This window comes from Gilvimarinus sp. DA14 (assembly GCF_024204685.1).
In the GTDB taxonomy this organism is placed as follows: Bacteria; Pseudomonadota; Gammaproteobacteria; order Pseudomonadales; family Cellvibrionaceae; genus Gilvimarinus.
The window spans coordinates 3,622,937-3,640,235 of the sequence record NZ_CP100350.1 but is presented as its reverse complement, the minus strand read 5'-3'; the positions used below and the strand labels follow the sequence as shown (position 1 = coordinate 3,640,235).

The 17,299-nt window shown below is 52.7% G+C and carries 16 protein-coding genes; 5 read left to right on the top strand and 11 right to left on the bottom strand.

Annotation, left to right across the window (positions count from 1 at the left end; translation table 11 throughout):
* Positions 1-679 precede the first annotated feature (679 nt).
* Positions 680-982 carry a type II toxin-antitoxin system HigB family toxin gene (locus tag NHM04_RS15935; RefSeq protein WP_254264747.1) on the top strand — a complete coding sequence of 101 codons (303 nt, stop codon included), beginning with the start codon at positions 680-682 and terminating at the stop codon, positions 980-982.
* Positions 983-1,015: 33 nt separating this feature from the next.
* The gene (locus tag NHM04_RS15930; protein WP_254264746.1) at positions 1,016-1,387 is read left to right on the top strand and encodes a type II toxin-antitoxin system HigA family antitoxin; all 372 of its coding nucleotides are present in this window, start codon (positions 1,016-1,018) and stop codon (positions 1,385-1,387) included.
* A gap of 26 nt (positions 1,388-1,413) precedes the next feature.
* Here NHM04_RS15930 and NHM04_RS17410 read toward each other — a convergent pair whose 3' ends face one another.
* The 3 genes from NHM04_RS17410 to NHM04_RS15920 form a co-directional block, all read right to left on the bottom strand.
* On the bottom strand, positions 1,414-1,623 hold the full coding sequence (locus NHM04_RS17410; RefSeq protein WP_371872604.1) for a nucleotidyltransferase family protein: 210 nt from the start codon (positions 1,621-1,623) through the stop codon (positions 1,414-1,416).
* 340 nt (positions 1,624-1,963) lie between these two features.
* Positions 1,964-2,992: a family 43 glycosylhydrolase gene (locus NHM04_RS15925; protein ID WP_254264745.1), complete on the bottom strand. Its 1,029-nt coding sequence runs from the start codon at positions 2,990-2,992 to the stop codon at positions 1,964-1,966.
* 381 nt (positions 2,993-3,373) lie between these two features.
* Positions 3,374-4,789, bottom strand: a complete 1,416-nt coding sequence (locus NHM04_RS15920) for a hypothetical protein (RefSeq protein WP_254264744.1) — start codon at positions 4,787-4,789, stop codon at positions 3,374-3,376.
* 260 nt (positions 4,790-5,049) lie between these two features.
* Here NHM04_RS15920 and NHM04_RS15915 point away from each other — a divergent pair, with 260 nt between their 5' ends.
* Positions 5,050-6,852 (top strand): ABC transporter ATP-binding protein/permease, encoded by a 1,803-nt coding sequence (locus NHM04_RS15915; protein ID WP_254264743.1) that lies wholly within the window; start codon positions 5,050-5,052, stop codon positions 6,850-6,852.
* A gap of 148 nt (positions 6,853-7,000) precedes the next feature.
* Here NHM04_RS15915 and NHM04_RS15910 read toward each other — a convergent pair whose 3' ends face one another.
* From NHM04_RS15910 to NHM04_RS15890, 5 genes are all read right to left on the bottom strand, one after another.
* Positions 7,001-7,687 (bottom strand): DUF3581 family protein, encoded by a 687-nt coding sequence (locus NHM04_RS15910; protein ID WP_254264742.1) that lies wholly within the window; start codon positions 7,685-7,687, stop codon positions 7,001-7,003.
* Positions 7,688-7,872: 185 nt separating this feature from the next.
* Entirely contained in the window at positions 7,873-8,961 is a 1,089-nt protein-coding gene (locus NHM04_RS15905; RefSeq protein ID WP_254264741.1) for an App1 family protein, read from the bottom strand.
* A complete protein-coding gene (locus NHM04_RS15900; protein WP_254264740.1) occupies positions 8,962-9,342 on the bottom strand; it encodes a ChaB family protein in 381 nt (126 codons plus the stop codon).
* Positions 9,343-9,736: 394 nt separating this feature from the next.
* The gene (locus NHM04_RS15895; protein ID WP_254264739.1) at positions 9,737-10,966 is read right to left on the bottom strand and encodes an acyltransferase family protein; all 1,230 of its coding nucleotides are present in this window, start codon (positions 10,964-10,966) and stop codon (positions 9,737-9,739) included.
* A 15-nt stretch (positions 10,967-10,981) separates the two neighbouring features.
* Positions 10,982-11,581, bottom strand: a complete 600-nt coding sequence (locus NHM04_RS15890; RefSeq protein WP_254264738.1) for a CIA30 family protein — start codon at positions 11,579-11,581, stop codon at positions 10,982-10,984.
* 156 nt (positions 11,582-11,737) lie between these two features.
* Here NHM04_RS15890 and NHM04_RS15885 point away from each other — a divergent pair, with 156 nt between their 5' ends.
* Positions 11,738-13,366 (top strand): RNA polymerase sigma factor, encoded by a 1,629-nt coding sequence (locus NHM04_RS15885; RefSeq protein ID WP_254264737.1) that lies wholly within the window; start codon positions 11,738-11,740, stop codon positions 13,364-13,366.
* Between the two features lie 40 nt (positions 13,367-13,406).
* Here the strand turns inward: NHM04_RS15885 and NHM04_RS15880 are convergent, their stop codons facing one another.
* Positions 13,407-15,095, bottom strand: a complete 1,689-nt coding sequence (locus NHM04_RS15880) for a diguanylate cyclase (RefSeq protein ID WP_254264736.1) — start codon at positions 15,093-15,095, stop codon at positions 13,407-13,409.
* 164 nt (positions 15,096-15,259) lie between these two features.
* Here NHM04_RS15880 and NHM04_RS15875 point away from each other — a divergent pair, with 164 nt between their 5' ends.
* Positions 15,260-15,820: an acyl-CoA thioesterase gene (locus NHM04_RS15875; protein WP_254264735.1), complete on the top strand. Its 561-nt coding sequence runs from the start codon at positions 15,260-15,262 to the stop codon at positions 15,818-15,820.
* Between the two features lie 3 nt (positions 15,821-15,823).
* Here NHM04_RS15875 and NHM04_RS15870 read toward each other — a convergent pair whose 3' ends face one another.
* Positions 15,824-16,252, bottom strand: a complete 429-nt coding sequence (locus NHM04_RS15870; protein WP_254264734.1) for an ion channel — start codon at positions 16,250-16,252, stop codon at positions 15,824-15,826.
* A 10-nt stretch (positions 16,253-16,262) separates the two neighbouring features.
* On the bottom strand, positions 16,263-17,297 hold the full coding sequence (locus NHM04_RS15865; RefSeq protein WP_254264733.1) for a DUF2955 domain-containing protein: 1,035 nt from the start codon (positions 17,295-17,297) through the stop codon (positions 16,263-16,265).
* Positions 17,298-17,299 lie beyond the last annotated feature (2 nt).

Sequence of the window (17,299 nt, the reverse complement as noted above, 5' to 3'; positions counted from 1 at the left end):
CCCCGTAGGGGGTTCACAAAATGGCAGGATAGCCATTTTGCACAGCCGGACAGGCTGCCCGAAGGGTAACGCACATGGATGTGCGTTATGAGCTCCCCCCGCCTCCACCAAACAAACAAGGTCACCCAACTGGGTGGCCTTTTTTGTTTGTGGTGCGAGTAAAGAGTGTCCCCCGAAGAGTGTTTGACGTGCATGGAAGCACTAAGACCCAAAACACTCGCACGCTCGCGGAGCCAGCTTTGTCGCGGGCGCAGGGTGAGGCAAGTGTTTAATATGCGCCGCATTTTGCGCCGCCGAACGACCACTAGCTACGCTAGCGGGCCGACCCCGAAGGGCGCAGGAGCGACCACAAAATGCCGGACAGAGATTTGCTCCTGCAATATCTGCATTTCCACGGGTATTCACCACATCCATGTGGTTCAGCCTTCGGCCAGCTAAAGCTGCACTCATCCGCTCCGGACGGATTAGTCCCTGGTGGTCAAACATTTTGTACCGCGAACACGCCCGAAGGGTTGGGGCCAAGGACAAGGTGAATGCCGCGCCGCGGCAGAGAGGGCAGCCTAGGCTGAGCACCCAAGTACACCCCCCGCCTCCCGGCTTGTCTACTATCGGCATGATTAATCCAACCTGTGCCATCCTTATTGTTGCCATAGTCCCAAAATGGGACTAAACTCATATTATGAGAATAATCGCCCTCTCCACACTAAGGGCATTTTGGGAAGACTACCCAGAGTGCATGGATGCCAAAGAGCCAACGCTTGCCTGGTACCGGCATACGCTAGCGGCTGACTGGAGTAGCCCGGCAGATCTGAAGCAAGAATTTGGTAATGCCAGCATCCTCAAAGATGGACGCGTAGTATTCAATATTGCCGGAAACAAGTATCGACTGGTCGCCTGGATCAATTATGCCTACCGAGTCGTATATATTCGATTTATCGGCACCCATGAGCAGTATGACAAAATTGACGTACAAACGATCTAACCGCCCTAAACGGTAGAAACAAAGGTAATCACGATGGACATCAAACCAATTAAAACTGATGCCGACTACCATGCGGCGTTGAAAGAGATTGAAAGTCTGATGATGGCAGACCAAGACACGCCAGAAGGTGAAAAACTGGATGTACTGGTGACGCTTGTTGAGGCCTATGAAGCCAGGCACTTTCCTATGGAATTGCCCGACCCTGTGGAGGCAATTAAATTTGAAATGGAGCGCAAAGGGCTAACTGTGAAAGATCTCGAGCCCATGATTGGTAAGAGCAATCGCGTTTACGAAATTCTCAATCATAAGCGCTCCCTCACACTAAAAATGATATGGAAATTGCATGAAGGATTGGGCATTCCGGCAGAATCTTTGATTAAGCCACCGCAGGCACGAGCGTCTTAGTTGATACGAATCGAACCGGAACGTACCTAGACATGAATTCGCTCGCGTTCAACATAAGGCCGCAGTTCTGCACGCAATGCCTTTTGCGTGACCAAATCTACTGAACAACCAAATAAATCCTCTAAGAAGAACTGGACCCCGAAATAGCGTTTAGCGGTCGCCGGTCCATCGAAGTTGACCAAAATATCAATGTCGCTGTTCTCGTGAGCATCATCGCGGGCGGTAGAGCCAAACAGATAAAGCCACTCACGCCAAACTGACTTTTAAGCTCAGCTTTGCAAGATTCAAGCAATTTCAGGGCTTTTCCACGGTTCATAGAGTGATTTCGACAAGTCTCTTCAAATAACTATAGTATTTTGAATAGGACGGGGGTTGACCGCCAAGGATGGCGGAAATGCCGAAAATGCATGGAGCAATTTTCGGTCACAAAGTGGTAGGACAGCCATTTTGCACAGCCGATGAGGCTGCCCGAAGGGCGGCGCACACAGACGTGCGCCATGCACTCCCCCGCCTCGGCAACTGCTCCTGCTTTGCTCTACCTCCTGCATCCATGCACGTCCACCGTACAGACAGCCCCTAAGGCGCCGTTAAATTAATTTTTACGGGCGCATTGCGATCGACCACTATTTCCCCGTCGACATATTGCAGCTCGGCCACCTGAATTAACGTGCGCGCCTGTTCATACGCGCTCGCATTCTTGTTATCAGCGGCTTGCCCGGCATGTACAAAGTAGAAAATATAAGCGCGATCATTATTGACGACAACATGGGCATGTTGCCCTTTTACGCCATCTTCAGGGCCCGTACCTGGGGTCGCCAAAATGCGCTGCGGTTGACGTTGCCAGTCAACCAAATTCGTTGAGTGATAGACTGCCAGCCCTTTCCATTCGTCGATAATCATAAAATAGCGGTCTTGCCATTCGAAAACCGTGGGGCCCTCTCCTCGGCTCACCACATCCGCGCCTATTTTGCCCTTGTCCTGCCACTGGTAAAGGTCCGGGCTGTCTGCGTAGTAAATGGATTTTCCGTCTTTCTCATTGTTGTACCACAGGCGCCAATGGCCGTTGGGCAGCTGGTAAACCGACGCATCGATAACCTTGTTATGGACCAACGGCAGTTCGGATTGAAACTCCCAATCAAGTAAGTTTTGACTGGTAAGGTGCACGATGTTGCGAGGGTGATTCCAGTCGTTAAAAATGCCCGGCACTATGGTTAGGTACATATGGTAAGTACCGTCATGGTGAATCACCTCGGGTGCCCAGTAAGTCACCTCATCGCCACCGTAGTTAATATTGGCGTCGGCACGATAGCTCCAAGTGGCGCCACCATCTGTGGATTCGGCAATACCAATGGGCGTGCCATGCACCCAGGCCACGCTATTATCTTCAGCCGAGCTGTCTTGCAAAATGCTCGCGCGGCGGTTGGTGTAAAACATAAACCACCTTTCTTCCTGATGATTCCAAATGACCAAAGGATCAGCGGCGCCATCGTAAGTCGCATCGCGATACAGAGGCTTATCAGCGATTTTATCGGTGCCGGAAGGCGTTACTTGGGCACAGGCAGAAAGTAGGAAAATCCAGATGACTAGGCAGATAGTTTTATTCATGGCAGCTCATGTTTATTATTGACCGAATGTGACCACTCATGATTGTAACGAAATTAATCGAAAATTGACACTTTTTCGTCCATAAGGCCAAAACTCAGGAGATTACCTAAGCCACTATTTTGAAGAATAAGGATTTGAAGGGTAGGACAATGCTGTGCGCCGCAGAACGTATGTGCTGAAAGTGCAATTAGGGAGGGCGCAGTGCGAATTAAGCCAGGTCGGCTATATACTGCCGGAATACTGAGGAAAGCTTATTCAACTTTAACGCGATGGTATTGAAGCGCAATTAACTAAGCCGTCCTCAGAATCACAGCACAAGTACGGCGCAAAAGCGTTACGCTGGCCCGCCTAACCGAGGGTTTCATTCAAAAGAGTTTTCAGCTAATCCGTATCGCACTTTACCGCGTGCTGGAACAGATTGTTGTCCTGAATCTTTTTCGCCACTACCTTAGGCACCATGGTTTCCCAACCGGGCTGGTGACACACAATTTTCTTAAGCACATCGGGCGAGAAAATCGACAGGTATTCCTCGTTGTAACCCTCAATCTGGGCTATGCAACCTCGATTGACCAGGTAGTCATACAAAGGGCTCTGCTTCTCTGGGACTCGCAAGTTGTTTACCTTAGCCAGCGTGCCGGTTTCCGGGTCTTTGAAGGGATATATATACAATTTAAGATTGTTTTTAAACAGTCGGCCAAAGCCTTCTAAAATGCCACCGGCCAAGTGGTCGTAGTAGTGCTCCTGGAATAGCTCACACAAGCTATGCGCGCCCATGGTTAAGCCAATACGGCGATTGGTGTAGCGAGCTAAATACGCCGCCAGGCGATAATATTCGGGAAAATCAGATATCAGCACGGTGTAGCCCGTCGCCTCTAACACCTCGGCGCGACTGATAAAGTCTTGCAGGTCAATTTCATCGCCGGTGTGCAAGTTATTCATGGTGATTTCCATAATCGCCAAAGTCTCGCCGGGCTCTATGTCCTCTTCATTCTCAAAATCTTGAAGCGCGGCGTTTAGCATATCCAGGTTTACGTGGGTCACTGGCCTAAAGCGCCCGCGCTCAACCAATAGCGGCCGCTTACGCAAGTGCTCAGACGGCTGTAAAACACTGCCATCGGCGGCAAACATGGCCGCGCCGCTTAAGCCCAGCTGCACTAAGCGCAAACTGATAATTCTATTATCCACCTCCGCAAACGCATCGCCCACAAACTCCACCATGTCAATTTCAATGCGGTCGGTACTTAAGCCATCTAGCAGAGACTTCACTAACTTTTCCGGGTCGTCACTTAAAAAACAGGCACCGTATATTAAATTAACGCCCACAATACCCAGGGCTTCCTGCTGTAATGAGTTTTCGTTATCCAGCATGCGCACATGAATAATGATTTCACTGGGCGGCGCGAGCGGACTCGCCTGAAAACGAATACCCAACCAACCATGGCACTCATTGGTACCGTGAAAGTTGCGGGCTGATACGGTATCGGCAAACGAGAAAAAGGCCGTCGACTCACCCCGGTCAGTGCTCAAACGCTCCAGGTTTAAATCGTATTCGTAACGCAGCATGGCCTCTAAGCGCTCCCGGCACACATAGCGAGCGCATTTACCGTAAATCGCGTCGCTCACTTTCATGTCGTAGGCCGATATACTCTTGGCGATAGTACCGGCGGCACCACCGGCCTGAAAAAACCAGCGCACCACCTCCTGGCCGGCACCAATCTCGGCAAAGGAGCCGTAACGAGAAGCGTCTAAATTAACCTCTAAAGCTTTGCTTCTGGGCTGTATTGGGCGTTGTGTCATTGGGATTCCTCTCAGAGCATGGAAAGTATCAAACGCATTTGTGCGACCACAGGGAGTATAGAGCATACGCTAAGACTTCAGCCGTAACCTCAATAAGGCGTAAGACCTTAAGCAGTAACATCCTGAAGCTGTCAGGGACTTCCCCTCACTTACCGCTAATGATTGCTCGGCGACTATGCCCGCGACGCCAATCACCTTTACCCCAACACCACCTCCCACACTCGCGTAAACTACTCCCAAACTCCCATTCGGAAGCATCAATGCGCGGTATGTCTAGTAAATTGCCCCCTTCGGCGCCCGACCCTTCAGTGCCCCGGCTGAACCTGCGGCAGGTGTGGGGCTATATCTGGCCCTATTTGTGGGATTACAAATGGCGGGTTGTGCTGGCCATTGCGGCGCTATTGGCGGCCAAAGGGGCGACTTTGTCCATGCCCTGGGCGCTGAAGCATATTGTGGATGGGGTGGACCGAAGCCTGCAGCCGGAGCTGGTTTTGCCCCTGGCGTTTTTGCTGTTTTACGGTTTTTTGCGCTTTGGCGGGGTGTTTTTTGGTGAACTGCGCGATGCCATTTTCAGCCGGGTGACCGAGCGGGCCATGCGCCGGATTGGGCTGCGGGTGTTTCGGCATTTGCACCGGCTGGAGCTGGATTTTCACCTCAGCCGCCAGACTGGGGGTATTAGCCGAGATATCGAGCGCGGCACCAGTGCCATCAGTTTTTTAATGCGCTTTTTGATGTTCAATATTGTCCCCACCCTGTTTGAAATTTTTATGGTGGCGGCAATTTTTACCTTTGCTTTTTCCGCCTGGTACGCGCTGATTATTCTGGCGGCGGTGTGCGTTTATATTGGCTTTACGGTGTTTACCACCGAGTGGCGCACCCGCTTTGTGCGCGAAGCCAACCGGGCGGACTCGTCCACCAATACCCGGGCCGTGGACAGTTTGCTCAATTACGAGACGGTTAAGTACTTTAATAACGAGAACTTTGAGGCGCAGACCTACGACGAGTTTCTGGCCGACTGGGAGCAGGCCAAACTGAAAAACCGCATGTCGCTGCTGGCGCTCAATTCGGGCCAGGCGCTGATTATCGCCGCCGCCATTACCGGCATGATTACCATGGCGGCGCAGTCGGTGATTGCCGAGGAGATGACACTGGGTGATCTGGCCATGGTGAATGCCTATATGATTCAACTGTTTATTCCGCTGAACTTTCTCGGGTTTGTGTACCGGGAGATGCGCCGGGCGTTGACCGATTTGGAAAATATGCTGGGGCTGTTAAAGCGTGCGCCGCGTATTGTAGATGCGCCTAACGCCGAGCCTTTAAAGGTAACCGCCGGAGAAATTGAGTTTAGAAACGTGGCGTTTGGCTACAGGCCCGAGCGAGCCACCTTTACGGATTTGTCGTTTCGCGTGGCGCCGGGGCAAAGGCTGGCGATTGTGGGCGCCTCGGGCGCGGGCAAAAGCACCATCGCCCGGTTGCTGTATCGCTTTTACGATGTGGACGGCGGCTCCATCGCCATTGATGGGCAGGACATTCGAGAGGTGACCCTGGACTCGCTGCGCCGAGCCATCGCCGTGGTGCCGCAAGACACGGTGCTGTTTAACACCAGCATTCGCGCCAATATAGCCTACGGCAATCCCGAGGCCCCGGACGAGGCCATTGACCGGGCCATTACCATGGCGCACCTGGATGGGTTTATCGCCGCCCTGCCCGAGGGTGACAAAACTCTGGTAGGCGAGCGGGGCTTGAAAGTCTCGGGCGGTGAAAAGCAGCGCATTGCCATTGCCCGCGTGCTGCTTAAGAACGCGCCCATTTTGATGTTTGACGAGGCCACCTCGGCGCTGGATTCCCATGCCGAAGCGGCGATACTTACCGCCATGCGAGAAGTCTCCAGCGGCCACACTAGCCTCGTGATTGCGCACCGGCTTTCCACGGTGGTGGACGCAGACCAGATACTGGTACTCCACGATGGCGAATTGGCAGAACAAGGTAGCCACCGAGAGCTGCTAGAGCGCGGTGGCCGCTACGCACAGCTGTGGGCCCTGCAGCAGTCTGAGGAGCATTGATGTTGTGTGTTTCAAACGCCGCCGTCGCAAATCTGGCAACTTACGGAATAGAGGTTTGGGAGTCGCTCCAAGACCGCAGAAAAATTAATCGGAGGTTTCTTGAACATACCCCACCACATACCGCGTGCTCCTGCCTCCACCCGGCAATTTACGCCATGCTTTGATTGTACTGCTCAACTAGCTCGTCCATGACGGGTTTGTCATAGTCGATAATACCGGAGACGAGCATGATTTTTTCGCCTTTTCCGACAAGCTCATCGCCGTCTTTCCAGTTAAATGGCAAGGTGAGGCTGCCGCGCTTGCCATCGCAGGTGAAGATGGCGGCCAGAGGTTCCAGTAAAGGGTTTTGAATATCAGTGCGGTCGAATTGAACCGACATGCTCTGGTACATCACCATGGGACGCTTGGGGTTAATCATCACCTTTTGGGCCGACATAGCTGGCACTAAAATATGCGGGAAGGCTTCGCCCGAAAAAGCCACATACTGCTTGATGATACTTTCTACACAAGTGGGGTCGGTATTGTTATCGCCAGAGCGGTTCACAGTGACATAAGATTTATTTTCATCCGAAAACACCAATGTTTCAGACGGTTCCGGCAAGGTAATTACCGACTTTTCTGTGATCATCGCGTCGAATGAAAACTGCATATTCTGCGATATACCGTACTTTAACAGCACCACGGCAAACAATAAGTCGCCCGGCACACAAAACCGCTTTGCATCAATATTGTGTAGAGGGTTGTAATCCCCGGCCACTTCCTTTGCAAACTGGCTCGCTTGCTCGCGGGTAAAAGATAGGGTGTTATTGTTCTGTTGAAAAAAGTGATTGAGCATGTTCGAGGGGCGTAGTAGGCCGTAAAAGGCTGGGAATATTACGCTTTTGAGGGTGATTTTACAAACCTACCTCTAAAAGCCCAACGCGGGCAACGGGAACGCAGTAGCAGTGCGTGATTTAACCCCCCCATCGATATCCCATACATCGACGCAGATTAACAACGCTATTTCGCTTGTAAGGCGCTTCACTCCGCCGGCTTTATCAAACCCAACTTTTCCATATGCTCGGCGTAACCGGTCACCTTTGTGCTGTGAACCACGGGTACGCCTCTGGCCTGTAAGTCACTGCAAATAGCCGCAACGGCCTCTCTTCGCGATTTTCGCTCTAGGTCGTGCAGGTAAACCGCTTTAATGCGGCCGGGGTTTTCCATGGCAATTTGCCAAAAGGTTTCGGGGTCGTGCTGGCCGCTGTCACCGATCAGTACAAACGACAAGTGCGGATAGGTGTTCATTAAGGAGCGGATGTAATCAATTTTATGGTTGTTGCTGCCGAGCGCTATGGATTTAGCCTCGCGCCAAGCCAGATCGCGTAAAAACATTGGCCCCGGGGGTAGCTCGTTTAGGTCTAAAAACTCTTCGAGCAAATTGTTTAGGTTCCAACCGCTGCGCGACAGGTAGAACATGGGGTTATTCGCGTGGCCGCTGGCGCCTTTAACTAAGCGCTGGTAAAGCGGCACCACTTCGTCCACCGCGGTGCGGCTGGCTGCATCTTTAAACAAGGTTAGCTTGACCTGTTGAATTTTATTAAAGGCACTGCTGTTAAGTACCGTATCATCGATATCGCTGATAACGGCAAATTCCGAGTCAGCTGGCGGCACATAGGAATGCACAGCCGCTGTTGCACGATTGCCCCCGATTGAATCCATTAGCTGCAAGTTAACCGCGTGCCAGCCCGGCTCTAACGGTTCATCATCACACCACAAGTTCAACAAGAAGAAACCTTCGTTATCGGTGTAAAACCGGTAGGTTTTACCACGAAACTGGGCTTCCAACTCCGCCCCCGGAATCTCATTAGAGCGCAGGCTGCGGATCGTGGTGAAAAAGTTGTAGAGCTTTTTATTATGTTTAAACAGCGCTGTTTTCTTGCCTGCCGTCTCGATCACCCGACCTTTAATTTGCAGGCATCTTTCTGTGCCGTGCCCACGGTAGGTAAGAATTTCTGCATCCCGAAGCAGTCCGGCGCGCTTTTTGAGCCTTAGCTTTTTGCCAGGACGCGAGACGGTCGGTAAGGTGCCGTTTTCTGTGGCGGTGGATTGCTGATTACGATAGTCCATCTAAGCCTCGGGACTGGGGTGAACACTAGAGCGCAATAGACTCTCTGGCGCACTTACAAACTCTTTTTCTGGATGTGGCTTAGTTTGCTTACTGTCTGCATGTACGCCTATACGACCACGCCAAGAGCGCGCTTCGCTGGCTGTATTTATCGCAATGGCCTTGACCCAGCTACCCTGAGGCGTTTCGGTGTATGACTTTTCCACCACCGACCAGGCCACCTTATGAGCCACCGTTTCCCGATCGTCATTGCCGATACGCTTTTCGGGGTCCGCGAAGGTATCCCAGGCACTGTTAAAGGCCTGCAGGTATATGTTTAACCCATCCTGAGGCAGTGAGTTTTTTACCGAGTCAGGTAGCTCAGCAGTGTTTTGGTAATACATTGTTTCCCCTTAACGAAAGGCGGCCTGCGCCGTGTCGAGCAAAATGGCGGTTTGAGCGCCTTAAAGAATGCTTCGTTATAGCAAACTGCGTTCCAGTCGGATTACAGCCTAATTAGCGTGTTTGCGGGAGATTGGACGTTAGGTGTGGGGGGTTAAGGGTAAGAACTGCAACAGCCGTGTAGAGTTTGCTTTTTGCGCTTGGCGACCCTGCTCCGCCGGTTACTCACACTATTAAGTGAGTAATAGCAAAGCACGGTTGCCAAACAAGGCCTTGTATCCTTATAGGTCGTAATCAAATTTATTAACCAAAAGCCGTGCTATACAGACCCGGCATCTTTTCGCAAAATTTTTACCCGCATTGTCGGCTTAGGGCCGGGAGAATATCGCAAGCGTTTTAATGTAGGGCAGGCCGATTAAATCGCGCAGCGCTCAGCAGCCTTGGCTTTCGCTGGCCATTAAGCACTCGCCCCAGCCAAGTGGACCTTACCAGTAAATCGTAAGCCAGCAGTGACAGGCCAAGGGTGATGCCGGTAATCAATGCGAGTTTTACGCTCCAGTGTAATGCCACTTCGGCAAAGGCGATCTGCAGCCAAATCACCAGCGGCAGGTGCAGTAAGTACAACCAGTAGGAGGCATCGGCCAGGTAGCGTACTGTTTTATTGGGGCGGTCGAGAAAGCGGCGAAATATGCCGATGGTAATAGCGACCAGTGACCACATCATTACCGCGTAACTGAATTGAAAAGCTAATTTTAAAACGGTAGCTTGCGGATGCCCCGATTGGCTTTCATAGGGCGACAAGACAACAGCCGCAATAATGGCAATTACCGCCATTAACGCTTTGTACCAACGCAGTTGACTAAAGCGATGGAGTGCATCGACCTGGCGGTGCATCAACCACCCCGAAGTAAAGCAAGCCCCATAGATAATAGCGACCGGCCAATGGGGCGCCAGGCTTTTATCGGGAGTATCCATACCCCATTGGCCCATAAACCACAGGCAACCCGTGGTGGGAATGGCAACAGCAAAAATAGCCATTGGCGAACGACACCAGCGCATTAGCACCGCATCCACCCTGGCAACACACATCCGGTATAAGGGCTCGTGCCGCGTAACAAGAGTGCGACAACACAATAAGCCGACAGTAATAATAAGCAGGTAATACAAAAACCAAAGGTGCGTGCCGGTGAACGGCGCCTGATAATCGCCAAGCAAAGAGGCAAAACCCTCCCCCAGCGCCGGCCAGATACTAACTTCGCCGCGCAGGCTTTGCATTCCCATAATCCAGCCGGACACCAACAAGGGCCGCAGTAAGATCCAGCCCACCACAAAGGGCACAGCAATTCGTAAAACGCGAGATTTTAAAAAGTTCGCAGCGCCCTTGCGGTGGTAGCTCATATGACTAAAAAAACCTGCCACCAAAAAGAACAGCTCCATGCGAAATGAATGACTGATTAAGGCAAACACCCCCACTACTTCGCTGGTGGAAATATCCATGACCGCCCAGCCTATGTACACCGGCAAAAACGACAAGCTGGCGTGAAAGACGATGCCAAGCAACAGCGCAAAGGCGCGCACAGCATCCAAATAATCCAGGCGGGTATTGTTCGATGGCACAGTGTTCATGACGCAACCCTCGGTTTAGTAAAAGCCAACTTGATCCAGCGCATAGCTGAAAGCTTCGGGCTGCATGGCATAGGCAACTACACTGATACTGTTAATTGTCGTGGTGTTTAAAGGCGTTTGCTCTGACCAGGCGCGCTTAAGCGAGTCAAATGGTACTCTTATCTCGTGAAATTCACCGTCGTTAGTCACCCTAACCGGCGCCGCGTGATAGTCATAATTGTTAACCTCGCTCGAGTTTACCGATAGCGACAAATTACCCTTATTGACCTTTACCTTCAGTACAACACCGGTATAGGCCTGGGCGTTTTGCGAACCACCTTCGGCATCGAGTGGCAACACCAAACTCACCCAACCCAACTGACCGCGCGCCGGGGCAATATCGCCGCTAACGGTAATCATGCCTTTTTCTACCTGCTGCTGGGCGCTAGAGCCACCACCTGTCAGGCTATCTGTTATCAACTGACGCTTAAGCGCCAAGCTGTTATTCTCGGGGTTGGCAAAAGTATCCACCACTGGGGGTAAGTTATCCCCCCAGGCCAGCGCCGATAAAGATAAAGTGGCAGCCAAAGCAATAGACTTGAGCGAGACAGACTGAATGAATGGACGTGCTTGCATGGAATATTCTCCGTAAGAGTTGCGACGTAAGTGTTAACAGACTCTAAGTACCCATCGGCGCACCAAAGGTGACAATATTTTTTAATTCGATTTTTTTGTCACCTTTTCTCTAAAGGCTGGCACTTATAGGCCGGAACAAACACAACGGATTCAACGATGAGCCTATTTAGAAAACGAGTGCGCTATAACGAGGCTAATGACGCCAGCTTGGTGTTAGCCTCGATTGGCGGCGATCGCGATGCCTTTGGTGAAATAGTCAGTCGCTACCAAAGCCTGCTGTGTTCGCTGGCCTATTCGTCGGTGGGCGATGTGAAGCACAGTGAAGATATAGCCCAGGAGGCTTTTGTGGATGCCTGGCGCAAGCTAGACACCCTGGCAGAACCGGAGAAACTCAAGGCCTGGCTGTGCGGCATTTTACGTTTTAAAGTCAGCCGCTACCGGCGCAGGGAAGCCCGCCACGCCAATACCGATTCAAACGGATTGGATGAGCAAGTATCTAGCGAGCCGCATATAGATGAAACACTGATAAAAGAGCAGCAACAGGCGCTGCTGTGGCAGACCCTGCAGCAGTTACCCGAAACCTACCGTGAACCTTTAATTCTGTTTTATCGCGAACAGCGCTCGGTGGAACACGTAGCCGCCGAGCTGGATTTAACCGAGGCGACAGTCAAGCAACGTTTGTCGCGCGGGCGCAAGGCCTTGCACACAGCGATGATCGGGTTTGTCGAAGACACTTTGGTGAAAAGCAAGCCCGGCGCCTCGTTTACCATGGCGGTATTGCTCGCCATAAGCAGCATTTCTGCCCCCAAGGCCAAGGCGTCTGTGCTGAGCATGGGCGCGGCCGGCTCGGCGCTCAAGGGGGCGTCCTTGCTGACGCTACTGGCATCGCTTTCTGGTGTCATAGGCTCGCTGTTTAGTGTGAAAGCAAGCCTTGCGCAGTCGCGCACAGCGAACGAGAAGCGCCATGTGGTGAAAATTGTGGCCCTGTTTTTTAGCTTGGCTATTGTTTACACCCTGGGTATGTTCACACTTAAACACCTGGCAATTGCACAGGGTAATTACGGCCTGCTCTATACCCTTGCCGCGCAATTATTAGCACTGCTTTTTGCCCTAGCCAATTTGCAAGCTGTCGCTTATATGCTGAGCTCGCAGCCACAAATCCGAGCGCAGGCGCGACTGACTAACCCCGATGCTTTTTCAAGCGCCTACGACCGCCCACACTCCAAACGCCGAGAGGTGAAAAGCCGCATCACCCTAATGGGCGCGCCCCTGTACCACTTTAAGCTGGGCGTGACCGAATTGGGTGAAAGACCTGCCTTTGCCTGGCTTGCCGGAGGCGATCGCGCCTATGGCCTGCTGTTCGCCTGGGGAGGGCTGGCGGTGGCGCCGATTAGCGTGGGCATTGTCGCCGTTGGCATTATAAGCATTGGCGCTGTGGGGTTTGGTTTACTGGTGGCCGGTACTGTAGCCATAGGACTGATAGGGTTTGGCGCCTCGGCGATGGCTTACAAAGCTTATAGTTCACTTTCGGCGCTGGGCTGGGAGAGCGCGTTTAGCGGCGGCTTCGCGGTCGCAAAAGATGCCGCCCTGGCACCTATTGCCCATGCACGCAGCGTGAATTCAGAAGAGGCCGCAGAGCTTGTGAACCTGGCGGCGCTGAACGCGAGTTATCTGTGGTTACTTGGCCTGATTAGCTTTGCGGTGATAGTGCCTGCCATATGGCACGCGCATACAGTGCGCGCCCGCTTACGCGACGATTCAAGCCAACCCTCAGTACGCGAATAAACCATGCCGACACCTGATTAAGGCAATGCTTTAGCGCGCGTTACTCAAAGGCAATGGTATTGCGCCCGGCACCCTTGGCTTGATAGAGCGCCAAATCGGCATAGTGCAGTAAGGTATCGATGCTTTCGCCGGGCTTACCCAGGTGGGCACCTATGCTGAGCGTTAGTGCGGTACCTGTGCGCCGGCTTTCCTCCTCCACTGTGGCGCGAATACGCTCAGCCGCTTGGGCCAACGCATTCTGCTCGCAGGGCGACATAACCACCACAAATTCGTCGCCGCCCCAGCGGCCAACCTGGTCGTAAGGACGAATGGCAGCGCGCAACCACAGGGCAACCCGGCGCAGAATGTCGTCGCCAAACTGATGACCAAACTCATCGTTGATGTTTTTGAAGTTATCTACATCCAACCAGAGTATGCCAAAGCTGACGTTTTCGCGCTCGGCGCGCACCACCATTTCTTTGAGGGCCTCATCCAGGCCACGGCGGTTTTTAAGATCGGTAAGCGGGTCGGTGCGAGCCTGCAAATGCAATTGTTCGGTACGATGCACAACCCTTGCTTCCAACTCCTCCGTGGTGCGCCTGACCCGATCGGTCATTTTTTCAAAGTGATCCGCCAGCTGGCCTATTTCGTTATCGGGCTTGGGCAGATACGGCAGATCGTAACGGCCATCGCGCACCTGCTTTACGGCATTTTCCAGCTCGGCGACCGGGCGCAGTACCCGCGACTGAATTACCCAATAAAATACGCCCAAGGTCACCAACAATGCGGCAATAAACACTACCACCAAGGGCCAGAACTCGCGCTTGGGCAGCAGTACACTCAAATCCAGTAAGGTAATTTCAAACCAGCCGATAGTGGGCAAGTAAGCCACCCCCGCTAAATGTTTGCGGCCATCGACTTCGACAAAACCACTCTCGACAGAGCCGGCGGTGTCGCCCTGCTTTTTCAGCATGGCCAACATGCCCAACATTTGCTGCTTGTCCTGCGGATCATCGAACAGTAAATCTACGGTTTTCTTTTGTCCCTCGGGCTTGATGATGCTGCCAAAATCGATGTAATTGCGATCGCGATAGAGCTGAATAGCGCCATTATAATCAGCGAATAAGGTGGTCACGCCCTGCTGCCCGATATCGACGATATCCTCAAGAAAGTTATCCAGATTCAGGCCAGTGCCCACCATGGCAACAATCTCGCCCGCTTGATTGCGCACCAGCACGTCAATCCACAGTTTGGTAACGCCGAGGTTGGTGTCCGGGTTTACGTTAAGGTGAAAGTCGCGCCCTTCTTCAACCAGCTGGAAAAACCAGGCATCGTCGGGTTTGTTCGGGTCGAGGGTATAGCGATACTGGTTGTCAGCATACTCGTTGGCGGCGTTGTTGAAGTAGTAATTCAAGTTTGCGGTGAGTGCGACAAAGTAGCTTTTATCGCTAAAGCCGCCGCGAAAATTCTCCAATTCGCTCAGCGCAGTGTTCTGCAATGCCCGATTGTCCGGGTCTTGCGCCCAGGCCACGAGATTGGGCGAACGAGCCAGCTGCTTTGCCAAACCAATTTCGCGCTCGAGTGAGCTGAGCAGACGGGCGCTGTCGTAACGCACCTGAATTTCAGTGACCTGCTGGCCCCAGCGCTCAATGATTGACTCGGTCAGTTTCTGATAGGCCACCCAAGAGCCGACCCCCGCCGCCACAATCAGCAGGGTCGCCAAGGACAGAACTCGGGTACTTAAGCTCACAAACGGGGGCTCCGGCTAAGTCTATTCACCCGCCATTACACCATGACCAGACAAAATACGCCATTGCCTATGGGCGCCTGCGACTTGGAGCCCGGCGCATTTACCGCTAGTATCCTAACGCACATCATAATCTCACCTGATCTCACAGCAACAGGGACGCCTACATGTCAGAATATCGCACCGTTAAGTCATCGCAGAACATACTCAAAGAATTGATGATTCCCTCCTACGCCAACTTCGGGGGCAAAGTTCACGGCGGTATTATTCTGTCGCTGATGGATAAAATTGCTTACACCACGGCCGCCAGCCATTCGCGCGGCTATTGTGTTACCGCCTCGGTAGATTCGGTTAACTTTGTCAACGCCGTCGAGGTGGGAGAACTGGTGACGCTTATGGCCTCGGTCAACTACGTAGGCCGCTCTTCCATGGAGGTGGGTATTAAGGTGTATTCGGAGGACTTTAAGCGCGGCATTAATAAGCACACCAATACCTCTTACTTCACCATGGTGGCAATCGATGAAGACACCCGCAAACCCGTGCCGGTACCCGGTTTAATCTTGCAGGATAAAATAGAAGTGCGGCGTTTTATCTGGGGCAAGATCCGCAAGCGGCTGAAAAGTGAGTACCGCGAAGCGTTTCAATCATTACCCAGCGAGGTGGAAATAGAGCGCGAGCTGGAAAAGCTTGCCGACGACAACTGCCAGCTCGCGCTTGATGGCATTTAGGCGCTAATGGGATTGGGGGATGCGATCTTTAAGCGCTTCGGAGAAGGCGCGCGACAGAGCTGCAGTTGACACCCCCACCATTAACACGCCGTTTAATGCCTCCAGCGGGCCTAGCAGTTCGTGCTCGGGCGACATCACAATATCGCCGTAACCTAAAGTGGCAAAGTTCACCGCCGAGTGATACACGGCCACGGCAAAGTCATCAAACTCACCCAGAAGATAAAACAGCCCACCCCAGGCCATTACCTGAAAGATATTGCCCAAAATCAGAATGGCCATCATCCCGGCCGTAACGCGCATGGATGCGGCAAATGAAGCTCCCACAATATGTTCGCGCCGGCTAAAGAACCGCAGTGCCACTAACACCAAAATACCCTGCAAAAATAGGCAAAACACCATCATGGATATGCCGAGGACAAAATTCATTAACATAAGACTATGTTTACTCCTTGTTGGATTTTTGCATGCGTCGCGCGCGCCAGTACTCCAGCACCGCCATGGCCGCAGCCGCGTAGAACGCAACGGCGAGAAATAAAGCGATGCGCACCACAAATGCCTGATAAACATCTTTGCCATTGGCGCTGTCCTGCACCGCCGCACCCAATAGAATAATCATGGTGGTCATGCTCGCCATCCAGAACGACGGCTTAAACGAGGTGCGCAACACGCCGTACATACCACTGGCGAGAAACAGTGTAATCAGTAATATCCAGCCCGCATAAAACCATAAATTTACCGCTAGGCTCAGCAAGCTCCAGACGCCGATGGCGCAGGCCCCGCCCAACAATGTTGAGACGATCATCTCGCGGTTAGCATCGCGTAAGCGCAGCTGTGAAGCCTCGCGCCCGAGCAAAATACTTTTTACCGTTAGCGGTAAATAAGCCGCCGGATTGGTCAGAGTTAGAACAAATGCAGGAATCACAATTGCGGTGGCACGCCAGCATAACCAGTTGCTGTCCGCTGCGCTGGGCGGCGGTGGCGGTGCTACTTGGGGGGCAGGATCTTCGGGAAAAAACGGGTACACCAGCCATTGCCCCAGCACAGCCAATGCAATACCGAGCACCAATGTGGAAATAATGCCCGAGGCCAGAGTCGGGCTAATACCGCTCGCCGCCGCAATCACGGTTAACCCCAGTGCGAGTAACGTACCCACCGCCGCCTTACCCGGCTGCAACGCCAAGCGGTTACTGACGTACAAGCCGGCGATAATAATCGCCAGCGCAGGCAAGGGAGCGCCGTGCAACAGAGGGCCGAGTATGACTCCTACGCCCAAGCTCACCGCTACAGCCAGCAACAGAATTAACAGCTGTTTGGGCCCCGGGGGAGGCGCAGGCTTGGCCGATAAAATAACCACAAACAAAGGTGCAACGAAAGGAATGGCCAAACCAAACCCATAGGCCATGGCCAACACCAAGCTGGTGCTAAAAGCCAAACGGTAGGCGCGCCTGGCCGCCAGGGGCAGGCGCGGTAAAACCATAG